The 19,634-nt window shown below is 71.8% G+C and carries 20 protein-coding genes; 2 read left to right on the top strand and 18 right to left on the bottom strand.

Annotated elements, in window-relative coordinates; genetic code table 11:
* Window positions 1-51 precede the first annotated feature (51 nt).
* Together ACPOLA_RS03010 and ACPOLA_RS03005 are read right to left on the bottom strand one after the other, a co-directional pair.
* Window positions 52-777 carry a L,D-transpeptidase gene (locus tag ACPOLA_RS03010; RefSeq protein WP_435768905.1) on the bottom strand — a complete coding sequence of 242 codons (726 nt, stop codon included), beginning with the start codon at window positions 775-777 and terminating at the stop codon, window positions 52-54.
* 3 nt (window positions 778-780) lie between these two features.
* Window positions 781-1,572: a ParA family protein gene (locus tag ACPOLA_RS03005; RefSeq protein WP_435768904.1), complete on the bottom strand. Its 792-nt coding sequence runs from the start codon at window positions 1,570-1,572 to the stop codon at window positions 781-783.
* Window positions 1,573-1,632: 60 nt separating this feature from the next.
* Here ACPOLA_RS03005 and ACPOLA_RS03000 point away from each other — a divergent pair, with 60 nt between their 5' ends.
* Window positions 1,633-2,406 (top strand): SDR family NAD(P)-dependent oxidoreductase, encoded by a 774-nt coding sequence (locus tag ACPOLA_RS03000; protein ID WP_435768903.1) that lies wholly within the window; start codon window positions 1,633-1,635, stop codon window positions 2,404-2,406.
* Between the two features lie 414 nt (window positions 2,407-2,820).
* Here the strand turns inward: ACPOLA_RS03000 and ACPOLA_RS02995 are convergent, their stop codons facing one another.
* From ACPOLA_RS02995 to ACPOLA_RS02940, 12 genes are all read right to left on the bottom strand, one after another.
* Entirely contained in the window at window positions 2,821-3,429 is a 609-nt protein-coding gene (locus ACPOLA_RS02995) for a MarC family protein (RefSeq protein WP_435768902.1), read from the bottom strand.
* A complete protein-coding gene (locus tag ACPOLA_RS02990) occupies window positions 3,429-4,298 on the bottom strand; it encodes a PHP domain-containing protein (RefSeq protein ID WP_435768901.1) in 870 nt (289 codons plus the stop codon). Before ACPOLA_RS02990 ends, ACPOLA_RS02995 begins: the two co-directional genes overlap by 1 nt.
* Window positions 4,299-4,399: 101 nt before the next feature.
* Window positions 4,400-5,086, bottom strand: coding sequence for a DUF6758 family protein (locus tag ACPOLA_RS02985; RefSeq protein WP_435768900.1), 687 nt, complete (start codon window positions 5,084-5,086; stop codon window positions 4,400-4,402).
* A gap of 72 nt (window positions 5,087-5,158) precedes the next feature.
* Window positions 5,159-5,758 (bottom strand): histidine phosphatase family protein, encoded by a 600-nt coding sequence (locus ACPOLA_RS02980; RefSeq protein ID WP_435768899.1) that lies wholly within the window; start codon window positions 5,756-5,758, stop codon window positions 5,159-5,161.
* 1 nt (window position 5,759) lies between these two features.
* Window positions 5,760-6,374, bottom strand: a complete 615-nt coding sequence (locus ACPOLA_RS02975; RefSeq protein ID WP_435768898.1) for a TetR/AcrR family transcriptional regulator — start codon at window positions 6,372-6,374, stop codon at window positions 5,760-5,762.
* A 9-nt stretch (window positions 6,375-6,383) separates the two neighbouring features.
* Window positions 6,384-6,950 carry a hypothetical protein gene (locus tag ACPOLA_RS02970; RefSeq protein ID WP_435768897.1) on the bottom strand — a complete coding sequence of 189 codons (567 nt, stop codon included), beginning with the start codon at window positions 6,948-6,950 and terminating at the stop codon, window positions 6,384-6,386.
* A 2-nt stretch (window positions 6,951-6,952) separates the two neighbouring features.
* Entirely contained in the window at window positions 6,953-8,617 is a 1,665-nt protein-coding gene (locus ACPOLA_RS02965; protein WP_435768896.1) for a hypothetical protein, read from the bottom strand.
* Complete coding sequence (locus ACPOLA_RS02960) at window positions 8,614-9,321, bottom strand: ABC transporter ATP-binding protein (RefSeq protein ID WP_435768895.1); 708 nt, start codon at window positions 9,319-9,321, stop codon at window positions 8,614-8,616. The genes ACPOLA_RS02965 and ACPOLA_RS02960 overlap by 4 nt, the downstream gene beginning before the upstream one ends.
* Window positions 9,318-10,124, bottom strand: a complete 807-nt coding sequence (locus ACPOLA_RS02955) for an ABC transporter ATP-binding protein (RefSeq protein WP_435768894.1) — start codon at window positions 10,122-10,124, stop codon at window positions 9,318-9,320. Before ACPOLA_RS02955 ends, ACPOLA_RS02960 begins: the two co-directional genes overlap by 4 nt.
* Window positions 10,124-12,139 carry an ABC transporter permease gene (locus tag ACPOLA_RS02950; RefSeq protein WP_435768893.1) on the bottom strand — a complete coding sequence of 672 codons (2,016 nt, stop codon included), beginning with the start codon at window positions 12,137-12,139 and terminating at the stop codon, window positions 10,124-10,126. Before ACPOLA_RS02950 ends, ACPOLA_RS02955 begins: the two co-directional genes overlap by 1 nt.
* Before the next feature lie 3 nt (window positions 12,140-12,142).
* Entirely contained in the window at window positions 12,143-13,612 is a 1,470-nt protein-coding gene (locus ACPOLA_RS02945) for an ABC transporter substrate-binding protein (protein WP_435768892.1), read from the bottom strand.
* Window positions 13,613-13,699: 87 nt separating this feature from the next.
* Window positions 13,700-15,175 (bottom strand): ABC transporter substrate-binding protein, encoded by a 1,476-nt coding sequence (locus ACPOLA_RS02940; RefSeq protein WP_435768891.1) that lies wholly within the window; start codon window positions 15,173-15,175, stop codon window positions 13,700-13,702.
* 190 nt (window positions 15,176-15,365) lie between these two features.
* On the opposite strand from ACPOLA_RS02940, the gene ACPOLA_RS02935 reads away from it, so the two are divergent.
* Window positions 15,366-15,911 (top strand): DUF6174 domain-containing protein, encoded by a 546-nt coding sequence (locus ACPOLA_RS02935; RefSeq protein ID WP_435768890.1) that lies wholly within the window; start codon window positions 15,366-15,368, stop codon window positions 15,909-15,911.
* A 21-nt stretch (window positions 15,912-15,932) separates the two neighbouring features.
* On the opposite strand, the gene ACPOLA_RS02930 is transcribed toward ACPOLA_RS02935, so the two are convergent.
* Genes ACPOLA_RS02930 through ACPOLA_RS02915 form a run of 4 tightly spaced genes read right to left on the bottom strand, consistent with a single transcriptional unit; the run spans window position 15,933 to window position 19,472 of the window.
* Window positions 15,933-17,015, bottom strand: a complete 1,083-nt coding sequence (locus ACPOLA_RS02930; protein ID WP_435768889.1) for a MaoC family dehydratase — start codon at window positions 17,013-17,015, stop codon at window positions 15,933-15,935.
* Window positions 17,012-18,073 (bottom strand): glycosyltransferase family 2 protein, encoded by a 1,062-nt coding sequence (locus ACPOLA_RS02925; RefSeq protein ID WP_435768888.1) that lies wholly within the window; start codon window positions 18,071-18,073, stop codon window positions 17,012-17,014. Before ACPOLA_RS02925 ends, ACPOLA_RS02930 begins: the two co-directional genes overlap by 4 nt.
* A gap of 43 nt (window positions 18,074-18,116) precedes the next feature.
* Entirely contained in the window at window positions 18,117-18,278 is a 162-nt protein-coding gene (locus ACPOLA_RS02920) for a hypothetical protein (protein ID WP_435768887.1), read from the bottom strand.
* On the bottom strand, window positions 18,279-19,472 hold the full coding sequence (locus tag ACPOLA_RS02915; protein WP_435768886.1) for an acyl-CoA dehydrogenase family protein: 1,194 nt from the start codon (window positions 19,470-19,472) through the stop codon (window positions 18,279-18,281).
* Window positions 19,473-19,634: the final 162 nt, after the last annotated feature.

Raw genomic sequence — 19,634 nt, 5'->3', positions numbered from 1 at the left:
CGCCAGTACGGCGCCTCCCGTGGCGAGTCTCACAGCCGCTGCGCGGATCGGTCAGGCGGTGACGACGACGGTGGTGCCGACCGGCGCGAACTCCCACAGGGCGATCGCGTCGTCGCGCTTCTGGCGGATGCACCCGTGCGACAGGGGCGTGCCGAGCTGGGCGACCCTCTGGACCGGCCGGCCCTCGTGCACGGGAATGGTGTGGAAGCCGATCGCGGCACCGGCGTCGCCGTGGGTGAACCGCACGAAGTACTCCATGGTGCCGGAGTCGTCGATGCCGACCGCGTGCCGGCTGCGCGAGAAGACCTCGTAGCTGCCGGGGTCGAGGTTGTCGTAGACGCTGCCGGAGGCGAGGTGGCTGCGGAGGACCTTGCCGGCGGCATCGACCAGCCACACCCGCTGGCGGCTCTCGCTGAAGACGACCCGGCGTCCGGAGCCCGACCGCGGCGGCAGCGAGGTGTCGTCGGGGTCGCCTGCGCCCTCGGGGCCGGTCGCCGCGGCGGCCTTGCTCCGCCTGCCGGCCGGCGCCGAGCTGGCCGAGTCGGCGGCAGGCTCGTCGGTCGTGTCGGCGGGTCGTGTGGTGCTCCCGGCGGTGCTGCGGTCGGCGCTCGTGACGGACGACGCGGCCGTCGGCTCACCGCCGCTCGGCAGCAGGCCGAAGCCACCGGCCACCGCGACCAGGGTGACCGCGAGCGCGGCACCGAGCGCGCTCACGCGGCCGTACCGGGGCCGGACCTCCGCCCGGTGGCGCCCCGCGGGCTCGCGTGCGTGCTTCACGGGTCAGCGTGCCGCCCGTGCGATCAGGGTGCCGGCCACCTCGCGGTAGGCCTGGGCGCCCTTGCTGCTCCGGCTGGTCGCGAGGATCGAGCGGCCCGCGGCCGGCGCCTCGGCGAACTTGATGGTCTTGGGGATCGGCGGCTCCACCACGTCGAGCTCGTAGGTCTCGGAGATGGTGTCGAGCACGGCCCGCGCGTGGTTGGTGCGGCCGTCGTACAGCGTCGGCAGCACGCCCCACACTTCGAGGTCGCGGTTGGTGAACCGGCGTACGTCGTGGACCGTGTCGAGCAGCTGACCGACGCCGCGGTGGGAGAGCGTCTCGCACTGCAGCGGGATGAGCACGCCGGTGGCCGCGGTCAGGGCGGCGACGGTGAGCACGCCGAGCGACGGTGGGCAGTCGAGGAGCACCCAGTCGTAGTGGCGGCCGGAGGCACGCAGGTCCTCCACCACGCCGCGGAGCACGTGCTCGCGACCGGTGCGGGTCAACAGGTCGGCCTCGGCGCGGGCCAGCTCGATCGTCGCGGGCAGCAGGTCGACGCCGTCGTGGGTCTCCATGATCACCTCGCCGACGTCGACGCCCTTGGTGAGCACGTGGTGCACCGAGAGCTCGAGGTCCTCGGGGTCGATGCCGAGCGAGAAGGTCAGGCAGGCCTGCGGGTCGAGGTCCACGAGCAGCACGGACTGGCCGCGCTCGGCCAGCGCGGCGCCGACGGAGGCGACGCTCGTCGTCTTGGCAACGCCACCCTTCTGGTTGGCGACCGCCAGGATCGTCTGCTGCGCCTGCTCGCTGTTCATCACGGCACATCATGCCGGATGACCGCCGGCGCGGGCGGCATCCCCTGATTGACTGGGCGCATGTCCACCACATCGCCCCGCGCCCTGGTCACCGGCGCCACCGCCGGGATCGGTCTCGAGTTCGCCCGCCAGCTCGCCGGACGCGGCCACGACCTCGTCCTCGTCGCCCGCGACACCGCGCGACTGGAGGGCGTTGCGAAGGAGCTGCGGTCGTCGTACTCCGTCGACGTGGAGGTGCTGACCGCCGACCTCACCGTCCCCGACCAGCTCGCCGCCGTGGAGGCGCGGCTGGCCGAGAAGCACCGGCCCGTCGACCTGCTCGTCAACAACGCCGGCTTCGGCCTGAAGGAGCGGTTCCTCGACAACCCGGTGGACGTGGAGCAGGCCCAGCAGGACGTTCTGGTCCGCGCCGTGCTCCGCCTCTCCCACGCCGCGCTCGGGCCGATGGTGGCGCGCGGGCGGGGCGGGATCATCAACGTCTCCAGCGTGGCGGCGTTCCTCCCCCGCGGCACCTACAGCGCCGCGAAGGCGTGGGTGAACTCGTTCAGCGCCTGGGCGCACGACGAGTACGCCGCGAGCGGCGTGACCGTGATGGCGCTGTGCCCGGGCTTCGTGCGCACCGAGTTCCACGAGCGGCTCGGGGTCGACCGCGACGCCTCCGCTCCGCGCGTGCTCTGGCTGGAGCCCGACCGGCTGGTCCGCGACGCCCTGGCCGACTACGACCGCGGCCGCGCCCTCTCCATCCCGTCCAAGCGCTACAAGGCGATCGTCACCGCCAGCCGCCTGGTCCCCCGCGGCGCCCTCCACCGCCTCCAGGGCCTCGGCCGCAAGTAGCGCACGAGGAGGCAGGTTTCGGCGCGCGAAGTGGGAGGTTTCGGCGCGCGAAGTGGCAGGATTCGGCGCGCGAAGTGGCACGTTCCGCACCACGAGGTGGCAGGTTCCGCACCACGAGGTGGCAGCTTTCGGCGCACGAAGTGGCACGTCTTGCGCAACGAGGTGGCAGGCTCCGGCGTGCGAAGTGGCAGCTTCGGGCGTACGGCGTGCCACGTCTCGTGCCACGGAGCCGTACTCCCTGCGGCGACGGACCGCTTCCCCAGCCGCCAGACCCCTCGGCAGGCAAGACCTCACCACCTCGCGCGCCATAACCGCCCACCTCGCGCGCCACAACCTCCCGCCTCGCGCGCCATAACCTCCCACCTCGCGCGCCGTATCTCGCCACCTCGTGGGAGTGAGGGTGGGGGGAGGTGGTCAGCCCTCGCCGGCGATGAAGGCGCGGACGGCGTCGGCGACGAGCTGGACGGCGATGGCGGAGAGGAGGAGGCCGGCGATGCGGGTGACGAGGAGGACCCCGCCCTCGCGGATGACCCGGAGGATGGGCAGCGAGTAGCGCATCGCCAGCCACAGGGTGAGGTGGACGCCGACCACGCCGAGCGCGACGGCGAGGCCGCTGCCCCAGCTGTCGATGCCCTGCACGAACAGCATGGTCGCGACGATCGCGCCCGGCCCGGCGAGCAGCGGGGTGCCGAGGGGGACGAGCGCCACGTTGGCGTCGTTGCTCGCGGTCAGCTCCTCCTCCTTGCCGGTCAGCAGCTCCAGCGCGACCAGCAGCAGGAGGAGGCCGCCCGCGCACTGCAGGGCCGGCAGCGAGATGTGCAGGTAGTTCAGGATCTGCTGCCCGAAGAACGCGAACAACGTGATCACCAGGAACGACACGGCGACGGCCTGCCAGGCCAGCCGCCGGGCGGTCGCCGCGCTCCGCCCCGCCGTCAGCGACAGGAAGATCGGCACCGTGCCGACCGGGTCCATGATCACGAAGAGGGTCACGAAGACCTCGACGAGCAGGACGTACTCCAGCATCAGCGGTCCCTCCCGACCAGGGCGGTGGGCGAGCCGAGCTCGGCGGCCCGTGCCAGGATCCGGTCGAGCTGCTCGGGCGCGGTGGTCTCGCACCCCAGCGCGTGACCGACCTTCCCCGTGCCGTGGTGGTCGCTGGCACCGGTGACGACGAGCCCGAGCCGACCCGCGATGTCCCGCAGCCGGGCTCGCTGCGACTGGTCGTGGTCGAGGTGGTCGACCTCGATGCCGGCGAGCCCTGCCTCCGCCAGTACGGCGAGCTCGGGCTCGTCGAGCAGGTCGTGCGACCCGCGTCCCCACGGGTGCGCCACCACGGCGACCCCTCTCGCGGCGGTGACGACCCCGATCATGTCGACCAGCTCCGGGGCGTAGCGGTCGACGTAGGCCGGCTGTCCCTGGGAGAGCAGCCGGGCGAAGGCCTCGTCGCGGTCGCGCACCGCACCCAGTCGCACCAGCATGTCGGCGACATGCGGACGGCCGGTCACCTGGTTGCCCTCGCTCACCTCGGCCAGCGTCTCCTCGGACACCGGGATCCCGAGCGCGCGCAGCCGTGCCAGCATCGCCGGCACGCGCTGCTCGCGCCCGGCGACGATCCGCTCGAGCTCGGCCCCCAGCACCGGGTCACGGGCGTCCGGCAGGTAGGCCAGCAGGTGCACCCCCGAGCCGCGGTGACGCGTGCTGATCTCGATGCCGCGCACCAGCCCGACACCGACCTGGGCCGCTGCCGCAGCGGCGTCGTCCCAGCCGGCGGTGGTGTCGTGGTCGGTCAGCGCGACGACGTCGAGCCCGGCCGCGGCCGCGGCGCGCACCAGGTCGGCGGGCGGCTCGGTGCCGTCGCTGACGCTGGAGTGGGTATGGAGGTCGATCCGCACCCGAGCAGGCTAGTGGCGGGGATTGTCTGACAACGAGCCGACGACGCGGTGGGCCGCGTCACGGCGCGTCAGACCGAGCCCGCGCGAGCCCGCGGCCGCCGTCACCAGGACGGCGCCGGGCCCCCGAACGGCAGCGCCACCAGCTGGGGACCGGTGGCCGAGACGTCGCGCAGGATCCAGTCGTCACGCAGGAGCAGGATCGCCGACGCGGGGCGGAGCACGATCCACAGCCAACGCCCCTCCGCCTCACCGGCGACCACGGACCTGTCCCACTCCCCCGCCGCGCTGCTCACCGAGACCGGCCACAGCCCGACCGGGTGGCTGCCGACGCGGACACGCACCGTCGGCGGCCCGTCGCCGACCTCGGCACCGGGGTCGAGCCGTTCGGCGCCGTAGGCACCGGTGAGGCCGGCGACCCGGGCCCCGAAGCCGGTGCCCGGCTCCTCGCTGATCACCATCACGTCGACCGGTCCGTCGAGCTGGCTGGTGCCCGACACGCAGGTCATCGTCGCCCGGGCCCGGCCGCGCCGAGGCGCGACGGCAGCGAAGTCGGTGACGCTCCAGCCCGGTCCGAGCGGCCACGGCAGGTAGGTGGGGAACCCACCCGCGCGGCGCAGGTGTCCCGCGAAGTCGTCGTACGACGCGGTGGCGGGATGCCACAGCGGCACGACGACGCCGTGGTCGGGGCACGACCAGTGGCCGTCGATCTCCGCGACCGGCGCCGGGCAGCGCGGACACCCCACACGCAGCGAGGGGCGCCCGGGAACGTCCGACGGGTCCGAGGGCATGCCCGTCACGTTGCTGTGCGGCGCGCCCGACGTCAAGCACCGCCGCGGCCACGGCACGAGGACGGCGTGCGATCAGGCGTTCCAGCGGAGCAGGACCGGGGTCTCGCGCTCGTAGCCGAGCTCGGAGACGGTCGCGGTGTCGAGCCGGAACAGCCGCCCCTCGGCGACGGACAGGCCCAGCCACCGCGCAGCGAGCGCTCGCAGCAGGTGGCCGTGCGCGAAGAGCAGCACCGGGCCCGCGGCCGCCCGGACGCGGTCGACGACCCGGTCGCAGCGGACCGCGACCTCGGCGGCGCTCTCGCCGCCCGGACAACCGTGCGTCCACACGCTCCACCCCGGGACCTCCCGGCGGACCTCGGCCGTGGTCCGGCCCTCCACCTCGCCGTAGCCCCACTCCGTCAGGTCGGCACACACCTCGGCGTCGGGGAACCCCGCCAGCTCGGCCGTACGACGCGCGCGCTGCAGCGGGCTCGTCAGCACCTCCGCGAACGTGGTGCCCGCCAGTCTTCCGGCGAGCTCCCGCGCGGCCCGCTCGCCGTCGGGGAGCAGCGGCAGGTCGGTGCGCGAGGTGTGCCTGCCGGCAGCACTCCACTCCGTGGTGCCATGGCGCGCGAGGACCGCGGCGCGGCCGGTGGGGAGCCGATCACGGCCACCGGGCGGGGCGTCGGCCACGTCAGCTCCGGAGATAGGCGGTGATCGCCTCGGTCAGCCCGCGCCGGGCCTCGTCGGCGTCGACGTAGCTGCTGAAGTTGCGCTCGTTGAACACGCCCCTGATCGCACCGGGGAGCAGGTTCCGCACTCGCATGAGCTTGTCGTGGTCGACGTCGAGCCCGCCGAAGGAGCGCTCGCAGATCGCCGTCCACTCGGCGTCCCAGCGCGCGATCGCCTGGGCGGTGCGCGGGAACGACGCCTCGAGGTGCTCGCGCTGCCGGGGCAGCGAGTCGCGCAGGTTGTAGATGGCCACCGACCCTGGCATCTCGAGCGCCGCCCACAGCATCTCCACGACGGCCTCGACCCGGTCGCCGAGGCCCGGCTGCGCGGGGATCTCGGCGAAGACCGGGCCGCGGTGCTCGGCGACGTACTCGAGCACGGCGGCCCAGAGGCCGTCGACGTCCCCGAACTGGTGCTGGATGGTGCCCCAGGTGACGCCGGCCCGCTTGACGACGGCGTTGGCGCTCGCCGCCTCGGGGCCGTTCTCGGCGAGGCAGAACAGCGCCTCGCGCAGCAGCTGGCGCCTCGTCTCGAGGCCGCGTCGGTTGAGCCGGGTCCCCTTCGCGCTCAACACCACGGTCATACGCTATCCCCGCACGTCGGGACGGCAGACCCGGCAGATGGTGAGGTGCGCGTTGTTCTCCCCGACGGGGGTGAGGTCCGCGCGGTGGGCGATGAGCGAGCAGTCGCGGCGGTGCATCGTGGTGCCGGTCCCGGCGGTGACCGGGATGGCGCCGACGTCGACGCCGTGGTCGTCGGTCGCGGCGGCGCGGCTGGTGACGTCGGCGAGGACGAGGAGGGTGTCGGCGAGCCGCTTGGAGGACTCCCGGCCGTCCGCGGCGATCCGGGCGAGCCAGGCACCGAAGTAGAGGAACCCGCCGATGAAGGTCAGGCCGAGGCCGAGGAGACCCCCGGAGACCAGGTAGGAGAGCTGGTCGTACTGGTAGGGCGTGTTCGCGGCGCCGTACCAGCCGAGGATGATCACCACGAGGCCGAGCGGCAGCATGATCGCGCCCGCCCAGAAGAGGATCACCTGCAGCAGTGCGTAGTGGTTGTCCTTGATGGGGGCGATGCCGCTGGAGCTGCCGGCGCGCGGCATGGGAGCGCCGATGCCGAGTCGGCTCCCGGACGCGGGAATGGCGTTGTCGGTCATGGTCATGCCTTTCGGAGGTCGGGGAGGCCGCTGTCGAGGCCGTGCGGACAGGCACCGCCGCCGCCGAGCGCGGCGGCCCCGATGCGCCGGAACCAGCTGCCGGCCACGGCGGCTGCGGCGAAGGCGGCGATCAGGAGCATCCCGGGGATGGAGAACAGCGCGGGCAGGCCGGCGCTGGCGGGGGCGGCGTCCACGAGGGCATCCACCTCCCCGCTCTTGGCGTCGGCGGCACCGGCGGGGGCCGTCGGCGCGCTGTCACCGGCAGCGGGCGGTGCACCGGCGGATCCACCGCCGCCGGCGTTGCCGCCGGAGGCGGGCGGCGGCGCCTCCGCGTCGGTGACGCCCGGCGCGGGCGGCGCGCCGACCTCGATCGGCGGAACCGTGTCGACGGTCGCGCTGGCGACGCCGAGGGTCAGCACGATCTTCGGCGCGAGCCCCGACAGCCCGGAGACGATGCCCTTGAGCGGGCCGGCCTCCGCGGGGATCAGCTCACCGAGGGCCGAGGAGGGGATCGCCTTCAGCACCGGCGCCAGGACCTTGGTGTCCAGGGTCACCCGCAGGCCCTCGTGCACGCTGGTCGCGAGGTCACCCTCGACCTTGCGCGTCGGCTTCGGCACCTCGATCGTGATGCCGAGCTGCTCCAGGGCGGCGGCCGGCGCATCCTTGAGGAACGGGATGGGCGTGGTCTTGCCTGCGGCCTTGATGCCGTCGGGACCCATCTCGAACTCCTGGCCGGCGATGGCCATCCTGCCCCAGGCCGCCTTGCCGCTGGCGGCGCCCTTGGCGCCGTCGGTGGTCGCCCTCGCGACCGTCTCCAGGCCACCCAGCGTCAGCAGCCCGCCCAGCAGCCGGATCTCGCCCAGCGAGGCGCGGGAGGCGGTCGCGATCGGGTCCTTGGTGGCGTCCATCCGGCTCACCGAGACGTAGCCGTCCATGTCGACGAGGAGGCCGAGCTCGGGCGGCAGGCCCGGCACCGACGGCGCGCCCGGCACCATGGCCGTCTTCTTGGTCGAGGTGCCTGCAAGGCCCCCACCCAGCAGGTTGCCGAGCTGATCCTGCAGCCCTGCGAGGGGGTTGCCGCTGGGGTCACCGCCCTTCGGCGGCTCGCTCGCCTCGGGCCCGAGCACGACGCCGTCGGGCGAGAAGCCGTTCTCGGCCACGGCCGTCTTGTCCCCGGAGGTGGTGCGCATCACCATGCCCGGGAACGGCTCGTCCCGCTGCGACGGCGGCTCCCCGGGGTACTGCGAGTTGACCTGGACCGGGTAGCCGTTGCCGGTCAGCGGGTTGTCGGCCGGCAGGCCGAGCTGCTCGGCGAAGGTGCGCAGCCCCTCCCCGACCGGGTCGCCGGGCCAGAAGTAGCTCGCGCGGCCGGTGGAGGACCCGGAGTCGGCCTTCACCTTGCTGTAGCCCATCTCGAACTCCACCTGCGGCGTCGCCGGGATCGGCAGGCTCGGCTCGTAGACCTCCACCCGGATCGGCGTCGCCCACGCGGTGGCGGTGTAGCCGCCGTACGCCGCCGCGGCCCGCGCCGGCGCCCCCTCAGCGGGTACGGCGCCCGCCGGGCCACCGGCGACCGGCACCATGCTGGCCACGACGCCGGCGGCCAGCAGGACCTTGGTGCGGTAGGCCAGGCGCACCCGGCGCAACGGGTTGGTTCGGTCGCTCATGCGGCACCTCCGAGGATGACGTCGGCCATGGTGTCGAGGATCTCTCCGGGCTCGCCGGTGGCCACGACCCGGCCGCCGGACATGACGGCGGCGTAGTCGGCCACCCGCAGCGCGGTGCGGGCGAACTGCTCGATGCAGAGGATGGAGACGCCGGACTCCGCGATCCGGGCCACGGTGTCGTAGAGCTCGTCGACGATCAGCGGGGCCAGGCCCATCGACAGCTCGTCGAGCAGCAGCAGAGCCGGGTCGGACGACAACGCCCGCGACATGGCGAGCATCTGCTGCTCGCCGCCGGACATGGTGCCCGCCAGCTGGTGGCGCCGCTCGTGCAGGCGCGGGAAGTAGCCGTAGGCGGTGTCGAGGATCGCACCGGTGGGCACCCCGGCGTACGACATCAGGGTGAGGTTCTCCTCCACCGTGAGGTTCGGGAAGACCGAGCGGCCCTCCGGCACGGTGCACAGCCCCACCCTGGCGAGCTCGTCGGACCGCGCCTTGCGCACCGCGACGCCGGCGAGATGGATGTCCCCCGACGTCGGCTCCTTCTGGCCCGAGATCACCTTGACCAGGGTGGACTTGCCGGCCCCGTTGGGGCCGAGCAGCGCCATCACCGCGCCCTTCGGCACGGACAGGTCGACGCCGCGGAGCACCTCGATCCGCCCGTAGGCGGCGTGCAGGTCGACGACCTCCAGGATCGGCACGCTCATGACAGCACCCTCTCGGTGACCGGCGGGATCACCGTCGTGTCGGCCAGGTCGGCGTCAGGCCCCGGGCCGGCGTCGTCGGTGTCGGAGTAGCCGAGATAGGCCTGCTGGACCCTCTCGTCCGCACGGATCCGGGCCGGTGTGCCCGAGGCGATGATCTGCCCGAAGTCGAGCACGTGGATCTCGTCGCAGACACTCATCACCAGGTCCATGTCGTGCTCGACCATCAGGATCGCGCAGCCCTCGGCCGCGAGCTCCTTGAGCAGGTCGCCGAACGCGTCGGTCTCCGACTCGTCGAGGCCCGACGACGGCTCGTCCAGCAGCAGCAGCTTGGGATCCGAGGCAAGACAGCGCGCCAGCTCCAGCAGGCGGGCGGTGCCGGTCGGAATCGAGTCGGCACGCTCGGCCGCGTAGTCGGCGATCCCCACCCGGTCGAGCAGCGCGTCGACGTTGGCCGCCGAGGGCCGCAGCCACGACAGCACGCCACCGTGGATGTCGTGTGCCACGCGCACGTTGTCGCGCACCGACAACGAGCCGAAGGCCTCCAGCCGCTGGAACGTGCGCCCGATGCCGTGCTTCGCACGCTTGTGCACCGGCCAGTGGTTGATGTTCTTGTCCCGGAAGCGGACCTTGCCGCGGGTGGGCTTCTGCAGCCCGGTTATCACGTTGAAGCAGGTCGTCTTGCCCGCTCCGTTCGGCCCGATCAGCCCGGTGATCACGCCCCGGTCGGCGGTGAAGCTCGCCTCGTTGACCGCGGTCACCCCGCCGAACCTCACCACCACCTCGTCGACCTCGAGCAGTGCCATCAGCCCACTCCCTTCGGGATCACCATCGTGGTCTCCATGTCGGAGGGGTCGCCAGGGGCCGCAGCGGTGACCGGCACCAGCCGGCTCTCGTCGTACTCCTCGCCCGCCTCGGGCTCCCCCTTGTGCTTGCCGCCGCGCGGCAGCAGCGGCTGGAGCCGCTCCTCCAGCCGGGGAGCGACGCCCGCCCAGCCCCACCGGCCCACGCGGAAGGTGTGGTTGGCGATGCCGTTGGGGTCGCGGCCCAGCAGCACGGCGCCGAAGCCGAGGATCGCGAAGAGCAGCCCTGCCAGCTCGGGCTGCGACGCCTGCCACTCCGGCAGCAGCATCAGGGCGGTGCCGCCCAGCAGTGCGCCGGTCACCGAGGTGACGCCGAACACCACGGCCAGGAGCAGCACCAGCAGCGACTGGAAGTAGAGGAAGTCCGCGGCGCCGACGGTTCCGCGCAGGCCGGCGAAGAGCCCGCCCGCCAGCCCGGCGATCCCGGCCGACAGCGCGAACAGGCCGACCCGGAACCACCGCATGTCGAGGCCGAGGGTCCCGCAGGCCGACGGGCTGTCGCGCATCGCGATCAGCATCCGCCCCAGGGCGCCGCGGCGCAGGAACAGCACGAACAGCGCCAGCAGCACGAACGCCAGCACCATGAACCAGACGTAGGAGGTGTCGCTGGCGATCTGGAAGCCGAGGATGGACAGCCGCTCGGTCTGCAGCGTGCCGTTGAACTTGAAGGCGAAGTCGGCCTGGAAGATCACCTTGTCCATGAGCACCGCGAACGCCATCGTCGACAGTGCCAGGTAGAGCCCGGTGAGCCGCAGCACCGGCAGGGCGACCAGCGCGCCCACCCCGGCCGCGATCAGAGCGGCGATCAGCAGCCCGACCAGGTTGGGCTCGCCCAGCTTGGCGTAGGCGAGCGCGCCGACGCCGGCGAAGGTGAACTGGGCCAGCGAGACGTGTCCGCCGTACCCGGTCAGCAGCACCAGCGAGAGCATCACCATGGCGTACGTCGCCGCGGTGCCGATCAGCAGCACCTGGTTGGGCGCCACGAGATTGAGCACCAGCATCGCGACCAGCAGCAGCCCACCGCCCCAGCCCAGCGACTTGCGGATCGTGGGCACCGGCGCGGCGACGATGCCCTTGACCTGCCCGATCCGCAGCTGCGCCTGCGGCATCGCCACGACGATCGCGAACAGGAACAGCGCGGGGATCGCCGGGCGGACGGTCGACCAGAATCCCTCGGTCGGCAGGTAGCCGACCGCCCACGACTCCAGGATCCCGAGCACCATCGCGCCGGCGAAGGTCAGCGGCAGGCTCTTGAGCCGGCCGAGCATCGCGGCCGCATAGGCGTTGATGACCAGCAGCGTGAGGGCGTAGTAGTCAAGCCCGACGACGGGGGTCAGCAGGATGCCGCCGAGCGCGGCGAGCGAGATGCCGACCGCCCAGGAGAGCGCGGCGACCGTGTCGGGCCTGCCGCCGAACAGCTTGAGGAGCTCCGGATTGTCGACGGAGGCGCGCATCGCCGTGCCGATCCGGGTCCGGTTCAACAGCAGGTAGAGACCGCCGGCGACCACGATCGAGCAGAGGATCGTGATCACCTGGTGGGCGGTGATGTAGGTGTCGCCGAGCTGCCAGCCGGTCTCAGCGTGGAACGGCAGCAGGATCCGCGGCTCCGGCGGCCAGATCTGCTGGGCCAGGCCGATCAGCCCGACCAGGAGGCCCACGGTGACGACCAGCGCCACCGAAACCGGGCCCTCGCCGAGCCCGCGCGTGACGAACCGCTGGATGAACCAGCCGATCGCCGGGGCGACCACCCCGAGCACCAGGAACAGCGAGAGCAGGGTCGGCAGCCCCTGCCGCTGGGTGAAGTCCCAGAACGTGAAGGCCAGCACCATCCCGAACGCGCCGTGCGCGATGTTGAACACCCGGGTCGTGGTGTAGGTCAGCACCAGGCCGCTGGCCATGATGGCGTAGGCGGCTCCGGTGAAGATCCCCAGTAGCGTGAACGCGAACAGCGAGCTCATGGATCAGCCTCCGACACCTGAGTTGACGACGCGGCCGCACATGTAGTTGCCGGGCGACACCTGCTGCCACCGACCGCTCTTGAGCTGGAGCATCTTCAGGCAAGGCGGGGTCGCACCGGTGGCGATGTTCATCGCGGTGTGCGCGCCGTTGCCGTTCCAGCTCGTCGTCTTGTTCAGCGCGTCGACCATGGTGCCCCTGGTCAGCTTGCCGCCGAGCGCGATCGCCTTCTCGACGAAGAGCCGAGCCGCCGACCAGGCGAACAGGCCGTAGTAGTTGGGGATGGCACCGGGCTTCACCTGCTGCAGCCACGACAGGTAGAGCTGGATCTCGGAGTTCCCCTTGTTCTCGAACAGGTCGTTGGGCGAGAAGACGTAGGAGCCCTCGCCCACCCCGCCGGCCTGGTCGACGTACCGCCTGTCGTAGATCGTCGGGTCCTGCATGTAGAAGTCGGGCTTGAAACCCTGCTGCTGCATAGCCTGCTGCAGCTTCACGGTGTTCTGGTAGGGGCCGTAGTAGATGACGCCCCGGATGCCCTTCTCCTTCATCTGCTGGACGTAGGGCGCGAAGTTGAACTCCGCGACGTCGATGCCCTGGACGTACTTGGCCTTCCAGCCGGCGGCCTTCTCGTAGCCGGCGGCCAGGCTCTTGGCGTTCACCGGCGCCGCACCGGCGTTGATGTAGAGGAAGGCGGCATTCTTCACCGCGGACGGGAACTTCTGCGCCAGCCACTTCGCCGCGGGGTCAGAGATCAGGTTGGTCTGGATGGCGTAGGCGCCGAAGCAGGACTTGCAGGCCTGCCGCTCGGGGTTCACGATCGTCGACCGGATGTCGGGCAGCCCGCAGCCGTCGGCGGTGCCGGCGCCGCCGGAGTCGAAGGCGGACATGGAGCCCACCGCGGCGAACGCCTGGTCGCAGGCCTTCACGTAGGCCTGCTGGTCCGCGCCGGCGTCCGCGCGGCTGTCCAGGTTGACCAGCGCGAGCTTGCGCCCGCAGACGTCGCTCTGGGAGTTGAAGTACTCCACGTAGGCCCGGGTCGCCTGCTGGGCCGACTCGAAGATTCCCGGCACCGGACCGGAGATGTCCGACACGTTGGCGATCGTGATGGCCTTGTCGGTGATGCCCTTCTGGTTCTTGAACCCGGCGCACGACCCGGCCTTCACACCGCCCGTGGCCGAGCCCTTGCCGCTCGACGACCCGCCGCCTGAGCCGGCCGAGCCGCCGCCCGCGGAACCGCCGTCACCCGACCCGGCCACTCCCCCGTCGGCGGCGTCCCCGGAGCCTCCGTCGGCGGCGGCGTCGCCGCCGCCCACGTCACCGGCGGCCGGGTCGCCGGGCACGCCGATCTCGCCGTTGGCGCCGGTCGTGCCCGAGGCACCGACGACCTCCTCGGGGCTCAGCTGCGAGCCGCAGGCGGTGAGGGCGAGCACGACCACGGAGGCGCCTAGCACGCGACGGACACGTTGCACCGACATGTCACCTCTCCAAGGAAAGCAGGTCACGAGCAGGTCTCAACGAGACCTCTATCAGAGTGAACGACGGCATGTGACTGGGGTCACGCCTCAGCCGCCGACACCTGAGTTGACGACGCCGCCGCACATCCAGCTGCCCGGCGACACCTGCTGCCACTTGCCGCCCTTGTACTGGATGATCTTCTGGCACGGCGGAGTCTCGGCCGTGCCCACGCGCATCGCCGCGTGCACGCCGTTGCCGGTCCAGTTGTTGACCTTGCGCAGCTCGGCCACGAGCGCCTTGCGGTCGAGCTTGCCGCCGAGCTGGACGGCCTTCTCGACGAACAGCCGGGCAGCCGACCAGGCGAACAGCCCGTAGAAGTTCGGGATGGCGCCCGGCTTCACCTGCTGCAGCCACGACAGGTAGAGCTGCATCTCCTTGTTGGCCTTGTTCTCGAAGAGATCGATCGTCGAGTAGACGTAGGACCCCTCGGCGAGGCTTCCGGCCTGCTGCACGTAGCGCTGGTCGTAGATGGTGGGGTCCTGCATGAAGACCTCCGGCTTGTACCCCTGCTGCTGCATCGCCTGCTGGAGCTTCACCGTGTTCTGGTAGGGCCCGAGGTAGACGACCATCTTGATGCCCTTGTCCTTGAGCTGCTGGACGTACGGCGCGAAGTTGAACTCGGCCACGTCGATGCCCTGGACGTACTTCATCCCCCACCCCATCTTCGCCCAGGCGGCCGCCTGGCTCTTGGCGTTGATGGTGGCGGCCCCGCCGTTGATGTAGAGCAGGCCGACGTTCTTGGTGGCGCTGGGGAACTTGGACTTCAGCCACTTCGGCCCGGAGTCGGCGATCAGGTTGGGGCGCACCGAGTAGACCCCGAAGCAGGTGCCGCAGTCGGCGCGCTCCGGGGTGGTCATCGCCGCGCGGATGTCCGGGAGCCCGCAGCTCTCCGCGGGGCCGGCGCCGCCGGAGTCGAAGGCGCCCATCGACCCGACGCCGGCGAAGGCCTGCTGGCAGGCCTTGACCGTCGCGGACTGGTCGGCGCCCGCATCGGCGCGACTGTCGAGGTTGACCACGGACAGCTTGCGACCGCAGATGTCGCCCTGGGAGTTGAAGTACTCCACGTAGGCGCGGGTGGCCTGCTGCGCCGCCTCGAAGATCCCGGGCACCGGGCCGGAGATGTCGGCGATGTTGGCGAGGGTGATCGTCTTGTCGGTGATCCCGGTCTGGTTCTTGAACCCGGCGCACGAGCCCGCCTTGACCCCGCCGGTGGCCGACCCGCTGCCCGACGTCGGACCACCGGCGCCTCCGCCACCGCCGCTGCCGCCGGCACTGTCACCACTGCCGGCGCCGCCGGCGCTGTCACCGCCGGCCGCCCCACCACCGTCGGCCGAGCCACCGGCGCCGCCGTCGGCTCCGGCGCCGTCGGCAGCGAGGGGATCGCCGGTGACACCCCCCTGACCGCCGCCGGCGACACCGTTGACGTCGGCGACCGTCTCCGGGTCGAGCCGCGACCCACATGCGGTCAGCGCCAGGACCGCCGCCACCACGCCGATCGTCCGGCGCGCCTGCTTCACGTTCATCCGGGCCTCTCCAGGGAGCACAGGGAGACCCGCCGCCGGGCCTCTGAGGAGGCAACGACCGGATGTGACCCGAGTCACGGCCGGAACTGGAACATGTTCCATTTTTTCCCCGGCTCGAATCTCGCCCCGTCCGGACGGGCCGGGCGGGAACCGCGAGGGACCCTGAGGCGTCCCAGGCATCATGGGTCCCATGCGCACACCACCCGGCGGCCACCGCCCACGGCCGCGACTGCGCCGAGCCGCGGCCGGCCTCCTGGCGAGCGCCGCGGTCGGCGTCCTGGCCGGCTGTGCCGGCGAGGACGACCAGCGGGCGCGCGACGGCGGGGACCGGGTCGCCGAGTCGCCCGGCGACGGCCCGACCGAGGGGAGCGGCACTGGGAGCACAGGGCCGGGTGACTACCCGGAGTTCGAGCCCGACGACTACGTCTACCGCCTCGAGGTGCTCTGCTACTGCCCCCAGGCCGGCCCGGTGCGGGTCCGGGTCCGCGACGGCGATGTGGTCGCGGCCCGGAGCCTGGGCGGTCGCGGCGTCGAGAAGGGCGACGAGGCGCCCGAGTTCGCCCGGCTGACGATCAACGAGATCATCGCCCAGGCCAACGACCCCGAGGTCGACCGAGTGGACGTCACCTGGCCGGAGGGCCAGGACCATCCGTCGGTCGTCGAGCTCGACCACCTCGCCGACGCGGTGGACGACGAGGTGACCTACACGATCAGCAGGGTCCGGGTCACCGGCTGATAGGACGACCCGTCGCCGGGCTCAGCGCGGGATCAGCGCCCACAGGTCGAGGTCGAGCAGCACGCCGTCGGCGTACTTGCCGTCGTCGCCCCGGAGGGTCATCGACTCGTCCCGCCCCTTCGTCGCCACCAGCCGCAACCGCAGCGCGCCGACGCTCGGCACGGACGTCTCGGCCTTGTCGAGGACCTCGCTCCACGCATAGACGGTGTCGCCGGCGAAGGCGGGGGCGGCATGCGTGCCGCCGTTGATGGCGGCGATGAGCTGCGCGTTCGCCAGTCCGTTGAAGGAGAGCGCGCGGGCCATGGAGATGATGTGGCCGCCGTAGACGAGGTTGCGCCCGTCGGGCCTGACCTCGGCGTTGAAGTGCACCTTCGCGGTGTTCTGCCACAGCCGGGTGGCCTGCTGGTGCTCGGACTCGGTGAGCGTCACCCCGTCGACGTGGTCGATCCGCTCGCCGACCTCGTAGTCGTCGAACCGGTGCGGCTCGCCCGCGGCGCCGACCTCGTAGCGGGTGAAGTCGAGGCCGGCCGGCACGACCAGGTCGCCCGGCGCGACGTACGGCGCCAGGTCGGGCACGACGGGCTCCGGGGCCGGCGCGTCGGTGTCGCGCTTGTGCACCATCACCCATCGCGCCCAGTCGACGGCGACCTCGCCGCGCTGGTTGCTGGCCGAGGAGCGGACGTAGACGACGCCGGTCCTGCCGTTGGAGTTCTGCTTGAGGCCGATCACCTCCGACCGCGTGGTCAGCGTGTCACCGGGCGTCACCGGCTGGTGGAAGCGGCACTCGGCGTACCCGAGGTTGGCGACGGCGTTGAGCGAGACGTCGGGCACGGTCTTGCCGAAGGCGATGTGGAAGGCGACCAGCTCCTCGACCGGGTGCGGCGTGAGCCCCACCTCCGCGGCGAACTGCGACGAGGACGGGATCGCGAACCGGGTCGGGTACAGCGACCCGTACACCGCGCGGTCGCCCTCGGTCACCGTGCGCGGCGTCGCGTGCTCGATCACCTGACCCACGGTGAAGTCCTCGAAGAAGTTGCCCGCCCACGTCTTCGAAGCGGCCGTGCCGCCGTCGGTCTCGCTCCCAGGCTGCTGCGCAGTCGTCATGGACGACGATTCTGCCGCCACGGGAGGCGGGACCGGCCACCGGCTCCGAGGCGTGAGAGCACGTCCTGCACCTCGGCCGCGGGACCGCACACCTTGAAGGCGCCCTTCGGCTGGCCGGCCAGCCCGCCGAGCAGCTCCTCGAGCCGGTCGCGCGCGTCAGGCGCGAGCGCCCGCGGCCGGTGCGTGCCCTGGTCGGGGTGCGCCTCGACGAGCAGGCCCAGCTCGCGGAGCGTGTCGAACCGGTCCTCGGTCGTCGCCTCGAAGATCCGCATCAGGTAGCGCTCCCGCAGCTCCTCGGTCAACGGCTTGCCGATCAGCGCGCGCACGGCCTGGGCGGTGCGCTGGCGGACCGGGCGCAGGCTCACGTCGGGGCCGGCCGAGAGGATGGAGCTCCACTTCCGGACGAAGTCCTCGCCCGAGTAGGACTCGTAGTGCAGGACGGACAGTCCGTCGGCCTCGTGGTGGGCCACCGGCTCGCGCTTCTCGTCGACGATCCGGTGGATGGTCAGCCAGCGGTCCAGGGAGGGCCGGACCCCCGCCTTGCCCTCGACGTGCCCGTGGAAGAGGTGGCCGTTGGAGGGCTTCTCGATCACGCCCAGCACCTCGAGCAGGACCAGCTCCTGCTCGTCGAGCAGCTGCTTGAACCAGGTGGGGCTGTGGTCCCAGTGCTTGCGGCTGACGGCCTCCAGCGGCTTGAGCCGTACGGCGTCGCGGCCGCGCGGCACCGCGGCGATCGCCTCGCGGTCGATCTGGCAGATCTCGTCGGCGTCGACGTGGAAGATCCAGTCCACGCCGGGAACCACCGTGAACAGCGCCTTCGCGATGTTGGCGTGCATCCGCTGGCGGTTGTTGAGCTCGGCGGGTCGCCGGCCACCCCACCAGGCGTCGTCGGCCATCACGTGCGTCACGTGCTCCTGCCCGCCGAGCCACGCCTCGACCTCCGGGTCGGGCGCGTCGAGAAACACCACCATGTGGTCGACCCCGCCGGCGAGATTGCCCCTGACGAACCGCTGGACGTTGGCGAGCGTGTCCTTGACGGTGCTGACGGTCGCGATCACCCGAGCACCCTACTGACACGTCACCGGCGGGAGCCGTCCGCAGTCAAGCCAGGCCGGCAGCGCGGCGAGAGGCACCGCCCGGCAGCTTGCTGCCCGCCAGCGAGCCGAAGACGCGCTCGGCCAGGTAGACCAGGCCGGCAGCGCGGCGAGAGGCACCGCTCGGCAGCTTGCTGCCCGCCAGCGAGCCGAAGACGCGCTCGGTCAATCAGACGCGGTAGTCCTTGAGGAGGGCGCGGCCGATGATCATCTTCTGGATGTCGCTGGTGCCCTCGCCGATGAGCATGAACGCCGACTCGCGGTACAGCCGCTCGATCTCGTACTCCTTGGAGTAGCCGTACCCGCCGTGGATGCGGAAGGACGCCTCGACGACCTCGTTGCAGTACTCGGACGCGAGCATCTTCGCCATGCCGGCCTCGACGTCCATCCGCTGGCCGGTGTCCTTCAGGCGGGCGGCGCGGACCATCATGTTGTGGGCGGTCTCGACCTTGGTGGCCATCTCCGCGATCCGGAACAGGATCGCCTGGTGCTCGGCGATCGGCTTGCCGAAGGTCTGCCGCTGCTGGGCGTAGCCGATGCCGAGCTCGAAGGCGCGCCAGGCGATGCCGCAGGCGCGGGCCGCGACGTTGACCCGGCCGACCTCGACGCCGTCCATCATGTGGAAGAACCCGTTGCCGGGCTCACCGCCGAGCACCTGGTCGGCGGAGACGCGGTGGCCGTCGAGCACCATCTCGGTGGTGTCCACGCCCTTGTAGCCCATCTTGGCGATCTTGCCGGGGATGGTGATCCCCTGGGCGACCTCGCCGAAGCCGGCCTCCTTCTCCACCAGGAAGGTGGTCATGTTCTTGTAGACGCTGTCGGCGCCCTCGTCGGTCTTGCACAGCACGGCGACGAGGTTCGAGGAGCCGCCGTTGGTCAGCCACATCTTCTGGCCGGTGATCGCGTAGGAGCCATCGTCCTGCCTGACCGCCTTGGTGGAGACGGCGGAGACGTCGGAGCCGAGGCCCGGCTCGGACATCGAGAACGCGCCGCGCACCTCGCCGGTCGCCATCCGCGGCAGGTACTTCTGCTTCTGCTCCTCGGTGCCGTGCTTCATCAGCATGTACGCCACGATGAAGTGGGTGTTGATCACGCCGGAGACGCTCATCCAGCCGCGGGCGATCTCCTCCACGCAGAGCGCGTACGTCAGCAGCGACTCGCCGAGACCGCCGTACTCCTCGGGGATCATCAGCCCGAAGACGCCGAGCTCCTTGAGCCCCTCGACGATGTCGGTCGGGTACTCGTCGGCATGCTCGAGCTCCTGGGCCACCGGGATGATCTGCTCGTCCACGAAGGTCCGCACGGCCTTGAGGATCTCGGTCTGGTCCTCGGTGAGGCCATCGGTCTGGCAAAGGCGCGACATCGGTTCCCTTTCGCTGGTCCGTAACCGCCAGAACTCTACCCGCGAGTAGGTTTCGCAGTCGCCCGCGCTCGGGCGGGCGGACGGTGCGCGTGAGCGATGTCACGCGGCACGCCGACGCCCGGGTACGCCGCACGCGGCAAGGGCCTCGCCCAGCACGGGTGA

It is taken from the genome of Nocardioides proteolyticus (assembly GCF_051280635.3).
In the GTDB taxonomy this organism is placed as follows: Bacteria; Actinomycetota; Actinomycetes; order Propionibacteriales; family Nocardioidaceae; genus Nocardioides.
The sequence above is the reverse complement of the archived record's forward strand: the minus strand, read 5'-3'. Positions and strand labels throughout refer to the sequence as shown.